The following is an 18594-nucleotide window of genomic DNA, read 5'->3' on the forward strand; positions in this document are numbered from 1 at the left end:
GGTCCCAGACCGGCCAGAAGATGACCACCGCCGCCAGAAACAGGCTGGGCAAGGTCAGGAGATAGGGCAAGAAACGATTTTGCATCTGCTGGCCTGCAACCTCGGCGTGCTGGATCAGAAGGTTCTGCTTATGCGAATTTCGGATCCGCCGCACCGGGCCGGGAACCTAGGTGTGGCGCGCCCCGCCTGAGTCTGGGGCGCGCCACGGGCGCAGGGAGATACGCCCTATTTCTTCAGCACGGCCTCTATTTCTTCAGCACGGTGTTGGCCTTGGCGGCCGCGTCCTTCAAGCCCGCCTCAGGGTCGCCGCCGAGATAGATCTTCTGCATGGCGTCCGACGTGATCTGGGCGACTTCTTCCCAGCCCGGAATGACCGGCGCGAAGCGGGCGTCGGGCAGCAGCGCGGTGAACGCCGCCAGATCGGCATTGTTGACGTAGTAGTCCATCTTGGCCTCTTCCTTGTTCACCGGCAGGAAGCCTTCGCCTTGCGTGAACTTGGCGCGCTGTTCCGTGGTGAACAGGAAATCGAGCAGCTTCCAGGCTTCGTCCTTGTTCTTGGAGTTCTTGAACATGATGATGGAATCGGTCACGCCATAGGTGCCGCGCGCGCCGGTCGGGCCGGCGGGGATGGCTGCCACGCCGTATTTCAGGTTCGGCGCCTCGTCCTTGATCTGGTTGGACAGGAAGGGTGCGGTGATCATCATGCCGACCTTGCCCTGCTTGAACAGGTTCTGCACGTCTTCGCGGTTGTTGGAGGTGACGCCGGGTTCGGTCAGGCCTTCGTCGATCATCGACTTGTAGAGCTTGGCGGCCTCAAGCGCACCTGGCGTGCTCAGGCCCGAAGTGCCGTCCTTGTTGAGGATCTCGGTGCCCTGCGACCACATCGCATAATAGTAATAGACGTCGGTCTCGATCTCCTTGCCCTGCAGGCCGAAGCCGAACGTGCCCGACCCCAGCGCCTTGATCTTGCGCGCATCTTCCTGCAGCTCGGTCCAGGTTGCCGGCGGCTTGGCGATGCCGGCTTTCTCGAACAGCTCCTTGTTGTAGTACATGGCGCGCGCCGAGGCCGCGATCGGCAGGCCGTAGGTCTTGCCGTCCATGATCGAGGGCGACAGGAAGGTGTCGATGAAGCGATCCTTGAAGTCGGGCTTGATGTAGCCGTCGAGCGGCTCGGCGACATCCTGCTGGACGAAGTCGATCAGCCAGCGCGTGCCGATGATCGACAGATCGGCATTGGTGCCGGCGGTGATGTCGGTGGTCAGCTTCTGCAGCAGCACATCCCACGGCACCACTTCGAACTTGACTGATATGCCGGGGTTCGCCGCCTCGAATTCCTTCTTGACGTCGGCGAAATAGGGAGCAGTCTTGGCGCTGTACTCGGCCACGGTGACGCGCACCTCGCCCGCATCCGCCTGCGCCGCAATTGCCAGCATGCTCATTCCGGCCATCAGGCCGACAGTCCATTTTGCAAGGCTCATTTGATCTCTCCCATTGGTGTTGCGCCTGCGCGCCTCTCCGTGCCGGAGCAGAAGATTTATGTGACTTTCCTACATTATCGATGATTTGAAGGCTTGCAAGCGGATTATTGTGTTGCTTAATTACATTTACAGGCCTAGGCCTTATGCGATCTGTCAGAACTCCCGGAGGATGACGCACGGTGGTTTCGCAATCCGAGTTCGAGGGCAGGGCCGAGTTCGAAGGCAGGGCCGAGTTCGAAAGCAGGGCCGAGTTCGAGGGCAAGACCGTCGTGGTGACGGGGGCCGGCGGCGGTCTCGGCACGGCCATCGTGGCGCTGATGGCGCAAAGAGGCGCCAGGGTCGTCGGTTGCGATCAGTCAAGCGAGGCGCTGAACAGTCCGCACCTTGCCTCCCGCCATGTCTTCGATCTTCTCGACAAGGCATCGATAGCGACGGCGATCGGCGCGATCCTCGACCGGGATGGTGTGCCCGACATTCTCGTCAACAATGCCGGCTGGACGCGTGCCGAGACGATTTCGGCGCTCGATCCCGACAGAATAGAGCAGGAACTCGATCTCAACCTGACTGGCGTGATGAATTTCGCCGACCCGCTGGTCAAGGCGATGGCTGGCCGCGGCTCGGGCAGCGTCGTCTTCATCTCCTCGGTCAACGCCATCGCGCATTTCGGCAATCCGGCCTATGCCGCCGCCAAGGCCGGCATCAACGCCTATGCCAAGGCGATCGCCGTCGAGCTCGGCCGCAGCGGCCTGCGCGCCAATGTCGTCTGCCCCGGATCGATCCGCACCGCCGCCTGGGACCACCGCCTTGCCAAGGATCCCGAAATCCTCGGCAAATTGCAGCGGCTCTATCCGCTCGGCCGCATCGTCAACGCCGCGGAAGTGGCGGAAGCCGTCGCCTTCCTTGCGTCCGATCGCGCATCGGGAATAACAGGCGTGGTGATGCCCGTGGACGCGGGACTGACCGCCGGCTGCCTGCCCTTCATCGACGACATATTGGGAGCGTGACAATGACCGATGTCGAGTTTCGCGATCTGTCGAAATCCTTCGGCCAGCACAAGATCCTCGAGAACATCAGCCTCGATATCAAGAGCGGCGAGTTCGTCGTCCTCGTCGGCCCGTCCGGCTGCGGCAAGTCGACCTTGCTGCGCATGCTGGCCGGCCTGGAGACGATCACCTCCGGCGACCTGTTGATCGGCGGCGTGCGCGCCAACGCGCTGCCGCCACAGCAGCGCAACATCGCCATGGTGTTCCAGTCCTATGCGCTGTTTCCGCATCTGAAGGCAGCTGACAATATCGGCTTTGGCCCGAAGATCCGCGGCGAGACGCGCACGGTGATCGATGAGAAGGTCAAGAAGGCGTCCGGCGTCCTCAATCTCTTCTCCTATCTCGACCGCTATCCCCGCCAGCTGTCGGGCGGCCAGCGCCAGCGCGTCGCCATGGGCCGCGCCATCGTGCGCGAGCCGTCTGTGTTCCTCTTCGACGAGCCGCTGTCCAACCTCGACGCGCAATTGCGCGTGCAGATGCGCGTCGAGATCAAGGCGCTGCACCAGCGGCTGAAATCGACGATCGTCTACGTCACCCACGACCAGATCGAGGCCATGACGATGGCCGACCGCATCGTCGTGATGGACCGCGGCAGAATCCAGCAGGTCGGGGCGCCGCTGGAACTCTACGACAGGCCTGCCAACAAGTTCGTCGCCTCCTTCCTCGGCTCGCCGTCGATGAGCTTTGTGTCCGGTTCGCTCAAGACGGCGCTTGAGAAAACCTGGTTCGAATCGGCCGGTGGCGGGCGGCTTGCGCTTGCCGGCAAACAGGTGCCGGCGGACAGCGCGGTGGAGGCTGGCATCCGGCCCGAGCATTTTATCGTCGGCGAGGCTGTCGACGCGATGGCGATCAGGGTGGATGTCGTCGAGCCCACCGGTTCCGAAACACATGTCTATGGCGCTATCGGTGCTGATACGGTACGCGCCGTGTTCCGCGACAGGGTGCCGGTCAGGCCGGGAGACCTGCTGCCGGTCTCGGTCGACCCCGGCAACATCCATCTGTTCGACAAGGCAACGGGCCTGCCTCTATGAGAATAGCAGCATGAAGACGCCGGCCGACATCATCACGCGGCTGCAGCTGATGTCGCAGGACGGAACGAAGTCGGATCGCAAGCTGGCCGGCTTCGTGCTGGCAGACCTCGATTTCGTTTCCAAAGCGGCGATTTCGGAAATTGCCTTGCGCGTCGGTGTCAGCGAGCCGACGGTGACGCGGTTCTGCCGCAACCTCGGCTGCGAGGGCCTGCGCGACTTCAAATTCTATCTGGCGCAAGCCATCGCCATCGGCGGCCAGTATCTGTCGCCGGAGCCGTTGAGCCGCGATGCCCGCGAACAGCGCATCGCTTCCGCCATCACCGAAGCGGCGATATCGGCCATCCAGCGCGCCAGCGAAAACCTCGACATGACGACGCTGGTCGCCGTCGCCGCACGCATCGCTGTTTCCGGTAATGTGCTGTGCATCGGCTCCGGTGGCATTTCGTCCATGATGGCGACCGAAATGCAGAACCGGCTGTTCAGGCTTGGCGTGTCGGTGCTGGCGCAGATCGACGGACAGTTGCAACGCATGTACGCCGCCGTTGCCACCCCCGACACCACGCTGATCGCCTTCTCCGTCTCCGGCTATGCCAGATCGGTCATCGATGCGGTGCAGGTCGCCCAGCAATATGGCGCCACCACGATCGCCATCACCCCGCCGGACTCCGCACTCGCCAAGGTCGCCGACACGGTCATCCATTTCCAGTCGCTCGAGGATGGCAATATCTACAAGCCGACATCGTCTCGCTATGCGCTGCTGTCGATCGTCGACATGATCGTCACCTCGGTCGCCGAGACGCGCGGACCAAGGGTTTTGGAGAATCTGCGCCGCATCAAGCAGAGCGTGAACACGTTGAAAGTCGACGATCCGCGTTTGCCATTGGGCGATTGAGCCCCTGCGGCCAAGGACATCAGGACTGGCGGCCGAGCGCCTCGATGCTTTTCGCCAATTTCGCCGGATCGCCTTCAATGCGCACGGTCTTCAGCCGCGCGGTGCCGCCGGCGACAACCGAGACAGCGGACCCGGGCACGCCCAGAGCCTTGGCCAGCAGCTTTTCGAGCGCATGATTGGCGGCGCCGTTTTCCGGCACGGCGCGGACACGCGCTTTCAGATGGCTTCGCCCGTCCGCCGTGGCCTCGAAGCCTTCGAGCCTGTCCAGCGCAGCCTTTGGCGTCAGCCGGACAAACAGCTCGGCGCCGTTTTCGCGCAGGCGAAACGGCGTGCTCATAAGGTCATCCTGCTCACAGGATCAGAGGCGCCACCGTGGTGAGCAGAAACTGCCGCAGGAAGAACAGGATCAGAAGCAGGATGATCGGCGAGATGTCGATGCCGCCAAGGTCCGGCATGAAGCGGCGGATAGGCCGCAACGCCGGCTCGGTCAGCCGGTAGAGCATGTTGCCGATGCTGCCGACGAACTGGTTCTTCGAATTGACGACGTTGAAGGCGTAGAGCCAGGAAAAGATCGCCGAGGCGATGATGATCCACCAGTAGAGGTCAAGCGCCATGACGATTGTTTGAATGAGGGCGAGCATGCCGGTCTCCAATTGTTGCCGACATGTAGCCATTGCACGCGAAACCGGCAAGGGCCGCCTTTCTGTGGAGCGCCAATACCGGCCCGGTCGGACTGTAGGGCATGTCGCCGACACCCCAACGAAGGCGCGAATACACAAAACCGGCAAGGGCCGCTTTCCGCCGGCGCCAGATCGACGCTTGACGGCACTGGATTTCGGCAAACCTCCGCCTTGACAGGAAACCGCGGCGCCCGATAAATGCGCCCATCCGCTGGACGGGGCTGTAGCTCAGCTGGGAGAGCGCGTCGTTCGCAATGACGAGGTCAGGAGTTCGATCCTCCTCAGCTCCACCAGCGGAATAATTCTCCACGCTGCGCGCCAGATGCCCATCTCTGCGCCACATGCAGTCCGCGACGCTCGTCCCGGCTTGCCCCCGCGGTTGGCATTTGCTGTGCCAGCGCGCCTTAAAAGGCCGCGCTACATCGCCTATTTCGCGATATCCGGCAAAACTTTTGTCAATTGGACTTATGGCGGAAGAGCTCGCTGATTGTTTCCGTTTTTTTTGGAAACCACCCCACTAAATTGACGTTACCAAATCAGTTTTTTCTGTGCGTTGTGACCAGGGCGTTTCGGCGGGGGCGACCGGAGACGCTATATCGATTTCGAGTCGAAATGAAAAATCCGCCTGCGGAAGCAAAGACGTGTCAATTCGCGACAATCTCGCTGCAAACCTTAGACGGCTGTGCAAGGACCATGCCTCCGTAAGTGCGGTATGCCGTGAGCTGCGCATCAATCGCACGCAGTTCGAACGCTATCTGCAAGGGCAGACCGTTCCCAACAAAGCTACCGCCAAGCTGATATGCGATTACTTTCGGATCGACGAAGCCGAACTGTACCAGGATCCCGGCGCACCCGAGCCGGCGATGCGTGGCCTGCCGCCGGTTTCCGAGAGCCTGTTCAACCAGATGATCCGCCCTCCCAGTCCTTCGATCGCGGGCGGCACCTATTTCACCTATTTCTCGATCCCGGGCCGCCTCGACCTCCTGATGCGCTCGGTGACCTTCGTGAGGCGCGAAGCCGAACTGGTCACCTTCCGAAGGGTCACCGGATGGTCGGAGCGCCGGGGATCGACCTGGGCACGAGCGCGCGGCAATCACTATGGCGTGGCGATCTCGCGGCTGAACTGGATCTATTTCAGCGGCATCAATCGCCGCCAGACCGGAGAGCCCTCGCTGATCTCCGTGCAATGGGCTCCCATCTCCGAACCGGTGCTGATGGGCAAGGCCATGCTTCTGACGGAGGCCGGCCCGGCATTCGTGTCCGTCATCATGCGGCGCGACATTGCCAACATCCACCCAAGGGATGCCATCGGCATGGCGCATGTCATCAATCTCGACGATCCGGGCGTCGATCAACTGGTTGTCAGCCTCACCCGGGACGGGTTGGGCTAACCCCTCGGATCGCCGTGTCTTACGCCAAATAAGAATAAGCGTACGCCGATTAAGCGTATGCCAACGATTGTCTACTCTGTATCTGAATAAAATCGATATTTTACACTTTAATGCCAGGAAAGATAATCCACGGGTCCGCCTTAGGCTCGTGGTTTTACTATAATTTTAACAAACCATTAACTCTTCCGACCTTACCTTTCTTCACGCGGATCCCGTTCCGGGGGTCTTTCAACGGATCCCAAATTGGGGTCAGGAAAGGGATGAAAATGGCCAAGAAAGTGACCAATGCTCCGAAGCTGACGATTGCCGCCGGCACGCAGACCGTCTTCTTTTCGCAGGGCATGCACTACAACAAGCGCTGAAGCCGTTCTGCGCCGACGAGCGTCTTGCTTGTCGGCGCCTCGGCTCCGCAGATGGCAACCAGCTTCATGAAAATGCGCTCTTCGAAAACGCTTGTTTTCTACCCCGGACCGAACAAGGTCACGGCATGCAACTTCCTGACCAGAAGCGTGTTTGAATGCAGCCCCGAGATGGTCGGCCTTCTCGCATCGTGGGACAAATGGGCATCTACGGCGGACATTGCCCGCGCCCATGGATGGTCGAAGTCCGAGTTGAAGGCTGTCGTTCCCCAGTTGCTCGATTTCTCCGCGCTGGTCACAGCCGGATCGCCTCTCGCCGAGCAGGAGGAACAGTTTTCAGGACAATGGAGTTGGGGGCTTCCGACGGCGCTGATGCATTTCTGCGTCCAGGACAGCGAATACATGACCATCGAGCAAGCGGAAGAGCGGCAGATAGAACGCGCCGGCCATACGCCGCAGCCGAACCTCATGCTCAAGAATTCCGCAGGCGCCATCCAGCTGCCGAATGCACTGGAAGACAATGAACTTCTCAGCTTGATGGCGCGGCGCCGCACCAACCGCACGGCGGCTCAGCCCACCATCACGGCCAAACAGCTTTCCGATTGCCTGTTCGCAGGGCTCGGCATCATCGGCGAGACCGCCAATTGCGTTGGCACCCTGCCGCTCGGCATGACCCCTTCAGGCGGCGCGCGAAATCCCTATGAGGCCTATGTGGTCGCGCTCGGCGTCGATGGCCTCGAACCCGGTGTCTATCACTATTCCGCCGCGGATCACGACCTTGGCAGGATTTCCGCAAACCATCTGCCGAAGATCTCCGAACTGGTCGGCGGACAGGAGTGGGCCGACGCCATGCCGTGCCTGGTCCTGCTTTGCGCCAAGCTCGATCGCACGATGTGGAAATATGAGGACGCCAATGCTTATCGTGTCGTGCTGATCGAGGCCGGCCATATCGGCCAGAACATCATGCTGGCAGCGACCAATCATGGCCTGTCGGCGTGTCCGACAGCCGCGCTCAGCCATTCCGCCATCAAGCGGCTGCTTGGTCTCGACAGTTTCACCGACGCACCGATCTATGCCTTGACCCTCTCGACGCCGGAAAGAGATCCGTCCACGGCGGGCCAGTCCATCAATTAGCCGACCAACTATGTGCATCACAGCCAATAACGCGTTCCCTAGGATATAACCAGAGACAGGAGCAGCACGTGCCAAATCAATCCTTACGCCAGTCGGAAATCGATAGCCTTCAATATATTTCGTCGATGACCAATGAGCTCGTGCAGATGGCCGAAGCAAGCCGTTTTCCGATGATCTCCTATCTGCTGGGCATGGCCTATGCAGAGGCCTTCGACGTTCTTCGCGGCGCACGGCCGGCCAGGCATGCGCAGCTCAGCGGCAACCCGCTGCACCCCAAGGCGCAGGCAAAGGACACTCGGGCCGCCCAGCCACGGAGAGCGTAGCGACATGCTATCGTCAGCCGCATGCGCGGTGGCCGGCTCGACCTCCCGGCCAAACCGCTGGGAGACGCTGTGCGCGTTGCAAAGCCTGCTGCCGTTGCTGAAGAAGGCCGCGACGGACCTGCGCCGCGCCGACATGGTCTACTGGTTCGAGCAGGCCGATGCCGAGGTCGCCAACATCATCAGGGGCCACCCCTCCGATGCAACCGCAATCCCGGCCCTGATTGCATCCTGCCCGCAGGACCGGCATCCGGTCGCTCAAGCTTGATGCATGTCGCCCGCCAAAACGCGACGCGTTCATTGGCGTCGCTGAAAATGCTCTGATCACCAGTTTTTCAATTTCAGACCGGAACCTATTGCGCGTCTGGAATGCCCAGGGGACCTGCACATGAACATGATAGCCAACATCAGAAGCGTCGATGCCAGGGAAAGCGTTTTCAGCCGGCTCGACGTCTTGATCGCCAGGCGGCCGCCATCGCCTGACGCCGCGCGGGTCGAGGCCCGCCAACTCGTCTCGATGGCGATTGCCGACAGCTGCCAGGCCGACAGTCTCTGGGGTACAGTGGACGCTTTCCACGCCCAATTCGACTTCATGATGCAGACCATCGAGATCAACGGCGCCGATGACCCGGGCCTCGGGCCCTTGCGCACGAAATGCCGTTTCTATCTCGAACAGGTCGAGGCCCTGAGCCTGTCACTGGCCTATTGACAGGCCGGCCCGAACAAATTCGGCCCTAGAGCAATTCCAGGAAAAGTGTGAAACGGTTTTCCCGGGAAAACGCAGAGCGTTTTCCCTTGGGAATTGCGTCAAACCAAAGAATTAGAGCAGTTAGCCGTTTCCGTGAAACGGTGAACTGCTCTAGTTGCGCAGGCTGAACACGAACGGCGCTGTACGGCTCAGACGCGAGCCGAGTTCCGGTGGCGGTTTCGGCACCGTGGCGCCTTGCAGCACAGCGAGCGCCGCACGGTCCAGATCCGCATCCCCCGAGGAACGAGAGAGCCTGGCAGACAGGACCCGGCCGGACGAGTCGACCGTGAATGCGACATATGGCCTGCCCTCCACGCGTCGGGCCTTGGCAGAGCTGGGATAGCGTGTGTGCCGCTTGATCCAGGCGCCCAGACGGGAGTCCCATTTGCTGGAGTCGCCGGAGCGAGACGTCGATTCCGCCGCCTTCGGCGCGGCGGTCTTGGCCGCGGGCCGTGCGTCGGCGCTGGCGACGGTTGCCGTCTTCGGCGGAGCCGCCTTCTCCTTCTTAAGCCGCGGCTTGGGCTTCTCGACAGGCTTCTTCGCCTTGGCCTCGACCGGTTTCTTGTCTTTGACAATTTCGACCGGTTTCGGCTGCGGCAAGGGAATGACGACGTCTGGCGTGACAGCCTCGACCACATCGGGGATGACCTCATCCGGCGGCGGCTGATCGACCTGTTCAGCCGTTTCGGCCTGGGCAGGTTCGGTCGGGGTGGGTTCGGCCTCGTCGGGCGCGACCGCTTCCGGCGGCTCGACAACCGGCTCCGCCTTTTCGACCGGTTCTTCAGGTGTCGGTTGGGTCGTCGGTGTCGGTTCGGTCTGATCTGGCGTCACCGCATCCAGCGCGGCGACCTGTTCTTCCACGGCCGGCATCACCACCATCGGTGCCATCTCGATCATCTGCGCGGGGGGTGGACCGCCATCCGCTTCGGTGACCATTGTGAGGTTCTGCACTGCATAGGCGACCGCGACATGGGCTCCAAGGACCAGCGCGGCAGCACCGGCCCACAAGCCAAGGTCGCGCCAACCGAAGCGCGACAGCTGGACCGAGGGCACGGCGACCGCCTGCGTCATGGCGCCGCCGCACCAGTGGCTGCGGGCGCCGGGGCATTGGACGCGGGAGCCGTCTCCAGGCCGACCAGCGCGATCTTCAGATAGCCGGCACCGCGCAATAGGTTCATCGCCTCCATCAGGTCGCCATAGGCGACCGCCTTGTCGGCGCGCAGGAAGATGCGCGTCTGCTTGTCGCCCTTGGTCTTGGCGTCCAGCGTCGTGGCGAAAGCCGGGCGCGGCACGCTGTCATTGCCGATCGCCAGCGTCAGATCGTCCTTCAGGGTCAGGAACAGCGGTGTCTCGGGCCTCGGCGCGGGCGTTGCCGTCGAACCAGGCAGGTCGACATTGACATCCACCGTGGCCAGCGGCGCCGCGACCATGAAGATGATCAACAGCACCAGGATGACATCGATGAACGGGGTGACGTTGATCTCGTGGCTTTCCTCGAGATCGTCCTCCATGGTCTGTCGGATTCTGCTTCCCATGGCGCTACTCCGCCGCCAGTGGCGTTGCCGGCGCCACGGTGCGGAAGTCCAGGTCGCGGCTGACCAGTCGTTCGACCCCGGCCGAGGCATCGGCGAGGATCTGCCGATAGCCGGCTATCGAGCGTGCAAAGACGTTGTAGATGACGACGGCCGGTATGGCCGCGACCAGGCCCATCGCGGTGGCCAGCAGCGCTTCGGCGATGCCCGGCGCGACCACAGCGAGATTGGTGGTCTGCGCCTGCGAGATGCCGATGAAGGCGTTCATGATGCCCCAGACAGTGCCGAACAGGCCGACGAAGGGCGCGGTCGAGCCGATCGTCGCCAGCACGCCGGTGCCGCGCGACATGCGCCGCGCCGCCGCCGCCTCGATGCGCGACAGGCGCGACGTGACCCGTTCCTTGAGGCCATCGCCCGAGACATGATCGAGCGCGCCGGCCGAGAGTGCGGTCTCCTCCTCGGCCGCCCGCACCAGCAGCGCGCCGGGCCCGCCGCTGCGGTCAAGGGTACGGCTGGCCTGCTTCAGCGTGGCGGCCTCGCCGATCGCCCGCACGGCGCGACGGATGCGCAGCTTGCCACTGAGAAGCTCCAGCGACTTGGCCAGCCATATCGTCCAGGTGACGAGGGAGGCAAAGGCCAGCCCGATCATCACCGCTTTGACGACAATGTCGGCCGCCATGAACATGCCCCATGGCGACAGGTCATGCGGCAAGGTCAACTCCATCGCCGTCGAAGGTCCGGCCTCTGACGGCGCGGCCGTGTTCGGCCGGGTGCCTGGCTGCGAAGGCGCCATTGTGGCCGGCGGAGCGACTGCCGGTGCTGCGGGTGCGGGTGCAATCGGCGCTGGGGCCGCGGGAGCAGCCGGGGTGGGGGCTTCGACCGTCGGCGCGGCACCGGCGGGTTGCTCCTGGGCCATCGCGCTGCCGGCCGACAGGATGACGGATGCGACCAACGCCGCCAACAAACCAGTTCTCGACAACAGCTTCTTCCTTGTTCTCACAGCGGCCTGCCGCCTTCTATTTCCCGCCGCCTCATCAGATATTGTCACTGCACATAGCCGACAGGCTGGCCGGTGACGGGGTGCGCGAACACGCCCATCTCCACACCGAAAATGCCTTTCAGCACATCGCTGCGCATGATTTCGCCTGGCGTGCCGCGCGTCAGCAGCTTGCCGTCCTTGAGCGCGATCAGTTCGTCGCAGTAGCGCGCCGCCATGTTGGGATCGTGCAGCACGACGACGACACATAGGTCGCGTTTGCGGCTGAGCTCCTTGACCAGCCCGAGCACCTCGACCTGATGGGCGATGTCGAGTGCCGAAATCGGCTCGTCGAGCAGCATGACGCCGGCGTTCTGCGCCACCAGCATGGCGAGCCAGGCGCGTTGGCGCTCGCCGCCCGACAATTCGTCCACCAGCCGGTCGGCAAAACCCTCCATATCGGTCAGGGCCAGCGCCTCCTCGACATGCTGCCTGTCCCCGGCGCGGAAACGGCCAAGCGCGCCATGCCAGGGATAGCGCCCGAGCGTCGCCAGTTCGCGCACGGTCAGGCCGGTCGCCGCAGGCGTCGTCTGCGGCAGATAGGCAAGCGCGCGGGCAAATTCGCGGGCACCCCATTGCGGCAACGGACGCCTGGCGAAAGTGATGGCGCCTGAACTCGCCGGCTGCTGGCGCGCCATGAGCTTGATAAGCGTCGACTTGCCCGAACCATTGTGGCCGATCAGCCCATAGACGCGCGAGCGCTCCAGTTCGAGCGAAACCGGACCGAGCAGCGTCCGCTCGCCGACGGCAAAGCGCACCGCGTCGATATGGAAGGCAGTCTGGGCATCAATTCCAGCCATGCTCATGGCTTTTCTCCAGTGCGGCCGCCCGCATTTCCAGATTCCGGCATTTCGACGGGTCGTGCCCGGTTGACTATGAAACATGACCTTACTAGTCAACATTGAAGATGACTGCAATGATCAACAAATCGTCGCGACCGGCAATATCGGCACGAAAATTTGGAAACAGGGGGCGCACCAGATGATTTCAGGACATGGACCGATTTGGCAGAACCGGATAGCGCGCAAGCGCCTGCTGATCGCAACGGTGTCGCTGCCGGCCCTGCTTGGCTGCGGCCATGCACTGGCCCAGGAGACGGTCACCACCACCCTAGACCCGATCAAAGTCCAGGAACGTGTCGAAAGCGCTTTCGGGCCGGTCAAGGGCTACGTTGCCACAAAGGGCTCCACCGGCACCAAGACCGACACGCCGCTGATCGAGACGCCGCAATCGATATCGGTCATCACCAGGGACCAGATGGAAGCGCAGGCCGTCGACAGCCTGAACAGCGCGTTGCGCTACACACCCGGCGCCACCGGCAATCTCTACGGCACCGACAATCGCGGCCTCGGCCTGCAGTTGCGCGGCATTTCGAACGCCAGCGGCGTCTTCTACAGGGACGGGCTGCAGCTCAAGGAGAGCAATTTCACACTGTTCACCGCACTCGATTCCTATGGCGCGGAACGCTACGAGGTGCTGCGCGGACCGGCGTCGGTGCTTTATGGCCAGGCAAGCCCCGGCGGCATCATCAACTATGTCAGCAAGCGGCCAACCGAGGAAAACCTGCGCGAGGTCGAATTCGGTGGTGGCAGCTTCAACCGGTATGAAGGCAAGTTCGATTTCAGCGGCGCGGTGAACGCCGACAAGTCGCTGCTGTTTCGTCTCACCGGTGCCGCTCACATGGGCGACACGCAGACCGATTTCGTCAAGGACGACCGCATCTTCATCGCGCCGGCGATCACCTGGCAGCCCGATGCCGACACCAGCCTGACCATCCTCGCCAACTATCAGCGCGATCGCTCGGGCTGGGCGATGCAGTATCTGCCTGCCTACGGCACGGTCATACCGGGCAAGGACGGCAAGTACCTGCCGAACAGCATGTTCGTCGGCGAACCCGGCTTCGACTCCTACAACAACGACCAGGCTTCGATCGGCTACGAATTCGATCACCGTTTCAACGAAACCTGGCAGGTTCGACAGCATGCCCGCTACGTCCACCTTACCCACACCGAGGAAGGCGTCTTTGGTGGCGGACTGACGGACTCGAACGGCCTGGAACCTTCAAGCGGCGACTACTACCGTTATGCAGATGCCGGCGGCACCAAACTCAGCGGCGTCACCATCGACAACCAGGCACAAGCCGATTTCGACACCGGGCCGCTCGCCCACACGCTGCTCGTCGGCCTCGACTACAAACGCTATACTTACCGCGACTATGCCTCGGAAGGGACCGTCGAGGACGGTTTCAACGTCTTCGATCCGGTTTACGGGTACCCGATCACCGATCTGACGCCCTACACCGATACCGACACCACCCAGCAGCAAGTCGGTCTCTATGCGCAGGACCAGGTAAAGCTCGGCAACTGGCGGCTGACCCTTGGCGGCCGCCAGGATTGGTCGGACGCCAAGGTCTACGACAATCTGGCCGGCGGCTACATTCCCGAGCAGAAGGACAACGCCTTCACCAGCCGGGCGGGGCTCGTCTATCTCGCCGACAACGGGCTTGCGCCCTATGTCAGCTACTCCGAATCGTTCCAGCCCGTGGCCGGCGCCGACAGCGACGGCAATCTGTTCGTGCCCGAGACCGGCAGGCAGTACGAGATCGGGCTGAAATACCAGCCGACCGGCTGGAACTCGTTCATCACGGTCTCGGCCTTCGACCTGACCCGGCAGAATGTCGTGCGTTCCGGTAATGAGGGCTCACCCAACGATCTGTTCCAGACCGGTGAGATCCGTTCGCGCGGCGTGGAACTGGAAGCCGTGGCGAGCCTGGATGCGGGCCTCGATCTGAGAGCGGCCTACACCTACCTCGACACCAAGATCACCAAGGCGACCGCTGTCGAAGACGTCAACGGCGTCTGGGTCAGCAACGAGGGCAACATGCCCTTCGGCGTGCCGGCCCATTCCGCATCGCTTTGGGCCAATTACACCTTCATGAGCGGCAAGCTCGAAGGTCTCGGCCTCGGTGCCGGCGTCCGCTATGTCGGCTCGACCTATGGCGACGACGCCAACAGCTTCAAGGTTCCGTCGGTCGTGCTCGCCGATGCGGCGGTGCATTACGCCTGGCAGAACGCCACGCTCAGCCTCAATGCCAGCAATCTGTTCGACAAACGCTACGTCGCCTCCTGCTTCTCCTCGGGCTTCGGCTGCTTCTACGGCGAAGGCCGCAGGATCAACGGTTCGGTGAAATATACATGGTAGAAGCAATGTGGCGGGCCGGCCCAAAATGGCGGCGCTGACACGGCGCCAGTATCTTGCCGGCCTCGCCGCGACCGGCCTCGCTTTGCCGGGCGGCATGGCACGCGCGGCACCTGCCCGCGTCGTCTGCCTGGAATGGACATCGGCCGAACTGGTGGTCTCGCTCGGCCTGTCGCCGCTCGCCGTCGGCGACACCAGGGGTTACGGCGACTGGGTGCAGGGCCCGGCGCTGCCGCAGGCCACCATCGACCTGGGATCGCGCAGCGAGCCCAATCTCGAACTGCTTCGGGAACTGCGGCCCGACCTGATCGTCGGCGCCTATGGCTATGGCTTGGACGAGAACAGCTTCACCAGATTGGCGCCGACCTTCAACGTGCCGTTCTACAGCGGCAAGGCTCCACCTTACGCGCAGGCGCAACAGGTGACGCTGCAGCTCGGCGACATGCTTGGCCGCAGGACGGAAGCAGAAAACCTTGTCGGGCGCACCGAAGCCTCGATCGCCCAAGCACGTGCCAGGCTGGAGCGGGCGGTGCAAAAACCGGTCTGCGTCGTCAGCATGTTCGACGATCGCCATGTCCGCGTCTACGGCGCCGGCAGCCTGCTGCAGGATGTCCTCGACCGGCTCGGCCTCGTCAACGCCTGGACCGGCGCCACCAATGAATGGGGTTTTTCGACGGTCGGCATCGAGGAACTGGTCGCCGTCGGCGAGGCGCAACTGATCTCGCTCGATCCGATCCCGCCGCACGTCAGGATCAGGATCGCCCGCAGCTCACTCTGGGCCAATCTGCCCTGCGTCCGGAACGGCCAGGTGCGGACGATTCCGCCAGTCTGGCCGTTCGGCGGTCTCACTGCTGCCGCGCGTTTCGCCGAATTCGTGGCAGCGGCATGATCGCTCAGGCAATGTCCCTGCCGCGACAGCGCGACGGCATCGGCGCGCTCATCCTGCTGGTGGCCGTGCCCGCGAGCCTGGCACTGATGCTGACCATCTTCGATCTCATCAACCTTTTCCCGACGCACTTGTGGTGGCATGCGCTCACCGCTCCCGACACATCCGATCCAGCGCAGTTGCTGTATCGCTATGCCTTCCTGCCGCGTGTCGCCGTCAGCATGCTAGCCGGCGCGGCACTTGGTCTCGCCGGTGTCGTCATGCAGCATGTGCTGCGCAACCCGCTGGCCGAGCCGACCACGATCGGCACCAATGCCGGAGCGAGCCTCGCATTGGCGGCCGCCACTCTCTACGCACCATGGTTGCTGGAAGGTGGCCGCGAAGGCGTGGCGCTGGCTGGCGGCGCGCTCGCCACATCAGCCGTTTTCGCACTAGCGCGCGGGCGCAGCTTTTCGCCAGTGTCGATCATCATCGCCGGCCTCGTCGTCAGCCTCACTTTCGGTTCGGCCGGCGCGCTGCTGATGGCGCTCAACCGCGAATACACCGAGGAGCTGTTCATCTGGCAGAGCGGCTCGCTGGTGCAGAATGGCGACGCGGCGGTCGTTGTTCTGGCGCCGTGGCTGCTGGCCGGCATCTGCGCCGCGCTCCTGCTCTGGCGACCGCTACGCCTGCTCGACCTCAGCGACGACGGCGCGGCATCGCTCGGCACCCGGCCGGCCGTCATCCGCCTTGCCGGCATGACAGTCGCCGTCTCGCTTAGCGCGCTGGTCGTCGCCGAGGTGGGCGTCATCGGTTTCGTGGCGCTCGCCGCCCCGGCGCTGGCGCGGCTGGCCGGAGCGCGCACGCTTGGCCGCCGTCTGGTCTGGTCGCCGCTGGTCGGCGGTGCCCTGCTCTGGCTCACCGACCGCCTGGTGCAGCATCTGCCGTTCACCGGCGAAATCCCCGCCGGCACCGCGACCGCTTTGCTCGGCGCGCCGCTGCTGCTGTTCCTGTTGCCGCGAATGCGAACCACCCCCGAAAGGCAGGCCGACATGGTGTCGTCGATACGCCTGCCGACAAACGGCCTGCCCTTGATCGCGGGCCTGCTGGCGCTCATCCTCGCGGTTGTCCTCGCCATCGGCTTTGGCCGTGGCGCAGGCGGTTGGCACTGGATCGCATCCGCGGATTTGACCGAGCTGCTTGCCCTGCGCGCGCCTCGCGTCGTCGTCGCCCTGTCGGCGGGCGTCCTGCTCGCCGTCGCCGGCACGCTGATGCAGCGCATGACCGGCAACCCGATGGCCGCACCCGAGGTCCTGGGCATTTCCGGCGGCGCCTCTTTCGGCGTGCTGGCGCTGCTGCTGCTCAGCGACAGCTTCGACCGCTCAACAATGCTCGGCGCGGCCTTGGCGGGCGCCTTGCTGGCGCTGGCGATCGTCGTGCTGGTCGGGCGGCGCAATGCCCTGTCGCCCGAGCGGCTGCTGCTTGCCGGCGTCGCCGTGGCGACGGTCGCGTCCGCCTTCGCCGCGCTGCTTCTGGCCAGCGGCGATCCGCGCATGGACTTCCTGCTCGCCTGGCTGTCGGGATCGACCTATCGCGCAACGCCAACGGATGCCTTCACCGCCGCAACGGTCGCGGTCACCGTCCTCGCGCTGGCGCCGCTGACCGCGCGCTGGCTCGATATACTGCCGCTCGGCGAAACCGCCGCGCGTGGCCTTGGCCTGCGACTGGGACGTGTTCGCGCCACATTGCTTGCGCTCACCGCATTGGCCACCGCAACCGCGACATTGGTCATCGGCCCGCTGAGCTTCGTCGGCCTGATGGCGCCGCACCTCGCACGCATGCTCGGCTTCCGCCGCGCCGTGCCGCAGCTTCTGGCCTCGGCCATGACAGGCGGGCTGATCCTCGTTGCCGCCGACTGGGCAGGGCGGACGCTGATCTTTCCCTGGCAAGTGCCGGCCGGCCTCATCGCCGCCTTCGTCGGCGGCCCCTATTTCATGGCGCTGATGTGGAAAGGCAGGCAATGAAGTCCGTCCTGGCATATTGCCGCCCTTGCGCTGCCGATTGTAAGCAGCGCCCACCGATGACGGCCGGCGCGCTCACCGCGCCCGTCAAGACAGCTTGCGGTTCACCTCGATGATCAGACGTTTCCTTTCCTACTACGCGCCCTGGAAGGGGCTGTTCGCGCTCGACTTCTCCTGCGCGGTGCTGGCCGGCCTGCTTGAACTCGGCTTTCCCATGGCGGTCCGCACCTTCGTCGACCAGCTGCTGCCGCAGCAGGACTGGACCTTGATCATCATCGCGTCTGCCGGGCTGCTGGTGATTTACCTGCTCAACACCGTGCTGATGGCGGTCGTCACCTATTGGGGTCACATGCTCGGCATCAACATCGAGACCGAGATGCGGCGCAAGAGTTTCGACCATTTGCAGAAGCTGTCGTTCCGCTTCTACGACAATCACAAGACCGGCCATCTCGTCGGCCGTGTCACCAAGGACCTCGAGGAGATCGGCGAGATCGCCCATCACGGCCCCGAGGACCTGTTCATCGCCATCATGACCTTCGCCGGCGCCTTCGTGCTGATGTTCACGGTCAACATGCATCTGGCGCTGATCACGGCGGTGATCGTGCCTCTGATCGCCTGGGTGACGATGCGCTACGGCGACCGCATGGAGCGCAACTGGCAGGCGCTGTACCGGCGTGTCGGCGATTTCAACGTCCGCATCGAGGAGAATGTCGGCGGCATGCGCGTCGTCCAGGCCTTCGCCAATGAGGAGCATGAGCGCACGCTGTTCGCGCATGACAACCAGCGCTACCGCCAGACCAAGCTCGACGCCTACCGCATCATGTCGGCCAGCAATTCGCTGAACTATATGGGCATAAGGCTGATCC

19 protein-coding genes and 1 tRNA gene are annotated in these 18594 nt (G+C 63.4%); 13 read left to right on the forward strand and 7 right to left on the reverse strand.

Annotated features, from left to right (window positions below):
* Positions 1-245: 245 nt before the first annotated feature.
* Complete coding sequence (locus EOC06_RS14375) at positions 246-1478, reverse strand: sugar ABC transporter substrate-binding protein (protein WP_127268520.1); 1233 nt, start codon at positions 1476-1478, stop codon at positions 246-248.
* Positions 1479-1747: 269 nt separating this feature from the next.
* On the opposite strand from EOC06_RS14375, the gene EOC06_RS14380 reads away from it, so the two are divergent.
* The 3 genes from EOC06_RS14380 to EOC06_RS14390 are packed head-to-tail and all read left to right on the forward strand — an operon-like array spanning position 1748 to position 4444.
* Entirely contained in the window at positions 1748-2482 is a 735-nt protein-coding gene (locus EOC06_RS14380) for an SDR family oxidoreductase (protein WP_128308088.1), read from the forward strand.
* A gap of 2 nt (positions 2483-2484) precedes the next feature.
* Entirely contained in the window at positions 2485-3552 is a 1068-nt protein-coding gene (locus tag EOC06_RS14385) for an ABC transporter ATP-binding protein (protein ID WP_127329802.1), read from the forward strand.
* A 10-nt stretch (positions 3553-3562) separates the two neighbouring features.
* On the forward strand, positions 3563-4444 hold the full coding sequence (locus EOC06_RS14390; RefSeq protein ID WP_127268067.1) for a MurR/RpiR family transcriptional regulator: 882 nt from the start codon (positions 3563-3565) through the stop codon (positions 4442-4444).
* 19 nt (positions 4445-4463) lie between these two features.
* Here EOC06_RS14390 and EOC06_RS14395 read toward each other — a convergent pair whose 3' ends face one another.
* Both EOC06_RS14395 and EOC06_RS14400 read right to left on the reverse strand, forming a co-directional pair.
* Complete coding sequence (locus EOC06_RS14395; RefSeq protein ID WP_128287897.1) at positions 4464-4781, reverse strand: DUF167 family protein; 318 nt, start codon at positions 4779-4781, stop codon at positions 4464-4466.
* Between the two features lie 13 nt (positions 4782-4794).
* Positions 4795-5085: a YggT family protein gene (locus tag EOC06_RS14400; protein ID WP_023811703.1), complete on the reverse strand. Its 291-nt coding sequence runs from the start codon at positions 5083-5085 to the stop codon at positions 4795-4797.
* 256 nt (positions 5086-5341) lie between these two features.
* Between EOC06_RS14400 and EOC06_RS14405 the strand changes: the two genes are divergently transcribed.
* The 6 genes from EOC06_RS14405 to EOC06_RS14435 all read left to right on the forward strand — a co-directional run bounded on the left by EOC06_RS14405 (position 5342) and on the right by EOC06_RS14435 (position 9037).
* A tRNA-Ala gene (locus EOC06_RS14405) sits at positions 5342-5417 on the forward strand.
* A 348-nt stretch (positions 5418-5765) separates the two neighbouring features.
* A complete protein-coding gene (locus EOC06_RS14410; protein WP_128308079.1) occupies positions 5766-6515 on the forward strand; it encodes a helix-turn-helix domain-containing protein in 750 nt (249 codons plus the stop codon).
* A gap of 428 nt (positions 6516-6943) precedes the next feature.
* Positions 6944-8008, forward strand: coding sequence for a SagB/ThcOx family dehydrogenase (locus tag EOC06_RS14420; RefSeq protein WP_127268064.1), 1065 nt, complete (start codon positions 6944-6946; stop codon positions 8006-8008).
* A gap of 68 nt (positions 8009-8076) precedes the next feature.
* A complete protein-coding gene (locus EOC06_RS14425; protein WP_127268063.1) occupies positions 8077-8331 on the forward strand; it encodes a hypothetical protein in 255 nt (84 codons plus the stop codon).
* Between the two features lie 4 nt (positions 8332-8335).
* On the forward strand, positions 8336-8596 hold the full coding sequence (locus tag EOC06_RS14430) for a hypothetical protein (protein WP_128308080.1): 261 nt from the start codon (positions 8336-8338) through the stop codon (positions 8594-8596).
* 120 nt (positions 8597-8716) lie between these two features.
* Positions 8717-9037, forward strand: coding sequence for a hypothetical protein (locus EOC06_RS14435; RefSeq protein WP_128308081.1), 321 nt, complete (start codon positions 8717-8719; stop codon positions 9035-9037).
* A gap of 150 nt (positions 9038-9187) precedes the next feature.
* Here the strand turns inward: EOC06_RS14435 and EOC06_RS14440 are convergent, their stop codons facing one another.
* The 4 genes from EOC06_RS14440 to EOC06_RS14455 all read right to left on the reverse strand — a co-directional run bounded on the left by EOC06_RS14440 (position 9188) and on the right by EOC06_RS14455 (position 12444).
* Positions 9188-10147, reverse strand: a complete 960-nt coding sequence (locus tag EOC06_RS14440; RefSeq protein WP_128308082.1) for an energy transducer TonB — start codon at positions 10145-10147, stop codon at positions 9188-9190.
* Positions 10144-10611: a TonB system transport protein ExbD gene (gene exbD, locus EOC06_RS14445; RefSeq protein WP_127322595.1), complete on the reverse strand. Its 468-nt coding sequence runs from the start codon at positions 10609-10611 to the stop codon at positions 10144-10146. Before exbD ends, EOC06_RS14440 begins: the two co-directional genes overlap by 4 nt.
* Positions 10612-10615: 4 nt before the next feature.
* Complete coding sequence (gene exbB / locus EOC06_RS14450; protein ID WP_128308083.1) at positions 10616-11587, reverse strand: tonB-system energizer ExbB; 972 nt, start codon at positions 11585-11587, stop codon at positions 10616-10618.
* Between the two features lie 65 nt (positions 11588-11652).
* Entirely contained in the window at positions 11653-12444 is a 792-nt protein-coding gene (locus EOC06_RS14455; protein ID WP_164898578.1) for an ATP-binding cassette domain-containing protein, read from the reverse strand.
* A 181-nt stretch (positions 12445-12625) separates the two neighbouring features.
* Here EOC06_RS14455 and EOC06_RS14460 point away from each other — a divergent pair, with 181 nt between their 5' ends.
* The 4 genes from EOC06_RS14460 to EOC06_RS14475 all read left to right on the forward strand — a co-directional run.
* Positions 12626-14845, forward strand: coding sequence for a TonB-dependent siderophore receptor (locus EOC06_RS14460; protein WP_128308085.1), 2220 nt, complete (start codon positions 12626-12628; stop codon positions 14843-14845).
* Between the two features lie 25 nt (positions 14846-14870).
* Positions 14871-15731, forward strand: a complete 861-nt coding sequence (locus EOC06_RS14465; protein WP_128308086.1) for an ABC transporter substrate-binding protein — start codon at positions 14871-14873, stop codon at positions 15729-15731.
* Positions 15728-17731: a Fe(3+)-hydroxamate ABC transporter permease FhuB gene (gene fhuB, locus EOC06_RS14470; RefSeq protein WP_128308087.1), complete on the forward strand. Its 2004-nt coding sequence runs from the start codon at positions 15728-15730 to the stop codon at positions 17729-17731. Before EOC06_RS14465 ends, fhuB begins: the two co-directional genes overlap by 4 nt.
* A gap of 109 nt (positions 17732-17840) precedes the next feature.
* Positions 17841-18594: ABC transporter ATP-binding protein (locus EOC06_RS14475; RefSeq protein ID WP_164898577.1), on the forward strand; the 754-nt coding region annotated here is incomplete at its 3' end.

The organism is Mesorhizobium sp. M7A.F.Ca.MR.362.00.0.0 (genome assembly GCF_004023175.1).
GTDB lineage: Bacteria > Pseudomonadota > Alphaproteobacteria > Rhizobiales > Rhizobiaceae > Mesorhizobium.

Coding starts and splice junctions, on each gene's coding strand:
- EOC06_RS14385 (WP_127329802.1), top strand. CDS start 2,485: ATGACCGATGTCGAGTTTCGCGATCTGTCGAAATCCTTCGGCCAGCAC.
- EOC06_RS14430 (WP_128308080.1), top strand. CDS start 8,336: ATGCTATCGTCAGCCGCATGCGCGGTGGCCGGCTCGACCTCCCGGCCA.
- EOC06_RS14465 (WP_128308086.1), top strand. CDS start 14,871: ATGGCGGCGCTGACACGGCGCCAGTATCTTGCCGGCCTCGCCGCGACC.
- EOC06_RS14420 (WP_127268064.1), top strand. CDS start 6,944: ATGAAAATGCGCTCTTCGAAAACGCTTGTTTTCTACCCCGGACCGAAC.
- EOC06_RS14455 (WP_164898578.1), bottom strand. CDS start 12,444: ATGGCTGGAATTGATGCCCAGACTGCCTTCCATATCGACGCGGTGCGC.
- fhuB (WP_128308087.1), top strand. CDS start 15,728: ATGATCGCTCAGGCAATGTCCCTGCCGCGACAGCGCGACGGCATCGGC.
- EOC06_RS14395 (WP_128287897.1), bottom strand. CDS start 4,781: ATGAGCACGCCGTTTCGCCTGCGCGAAAACGGCGCCGAGCTGTTTGTC.
- EOC06_RS14375 (WP_127268520.1), bottom strand. CDS start 1,478: ATGAGCCTTGCAAAATGGACTGTCGGCCTGATGGCCGGAATGAGCATG.
- exbD (WP_127322595.1), bottom strand. CDS start 10,611: ATGGGAAGCAGAATCCGACAGACCATGGAGGACGATCTCGAGGAAAGC.
- EOC06_RS14440 (WP_128308082.1), bottom strand. CDS start 10,147: ATGACGCAGGCGGTCGCCGTGCCCTCGGTCCAGCTGTCGCGCTTCGGT.
- EOC06_RS14390 (WP_127268067.1), top strand. CDS start 3,563: ATGAAGACGCCGGCCGACATCATCACGCGGCTGCAGCTGATGTCGCAG.
- EOC06_RS14435 (WP_128308081.1), top strand. CDS start 8,717: ATGAACATGATAGCCAACATCAGAAGCGTCGATGCCAGGGAAAGCGTT.
- EOC06_RS14400 (WP_023811703.1), bottom strand. CDS start 5,085: ATGCTCGCCCTCATTCAAACAATCGTCATGGCGCTTGACCTCTACTGG.
- EOC06_RS14460 (WP_128308085.1), top strand. CDS start 12,626: ATGATTTCAGGACATGGACCGATTTGGCAGAACCGGATAGCGCGCAAG.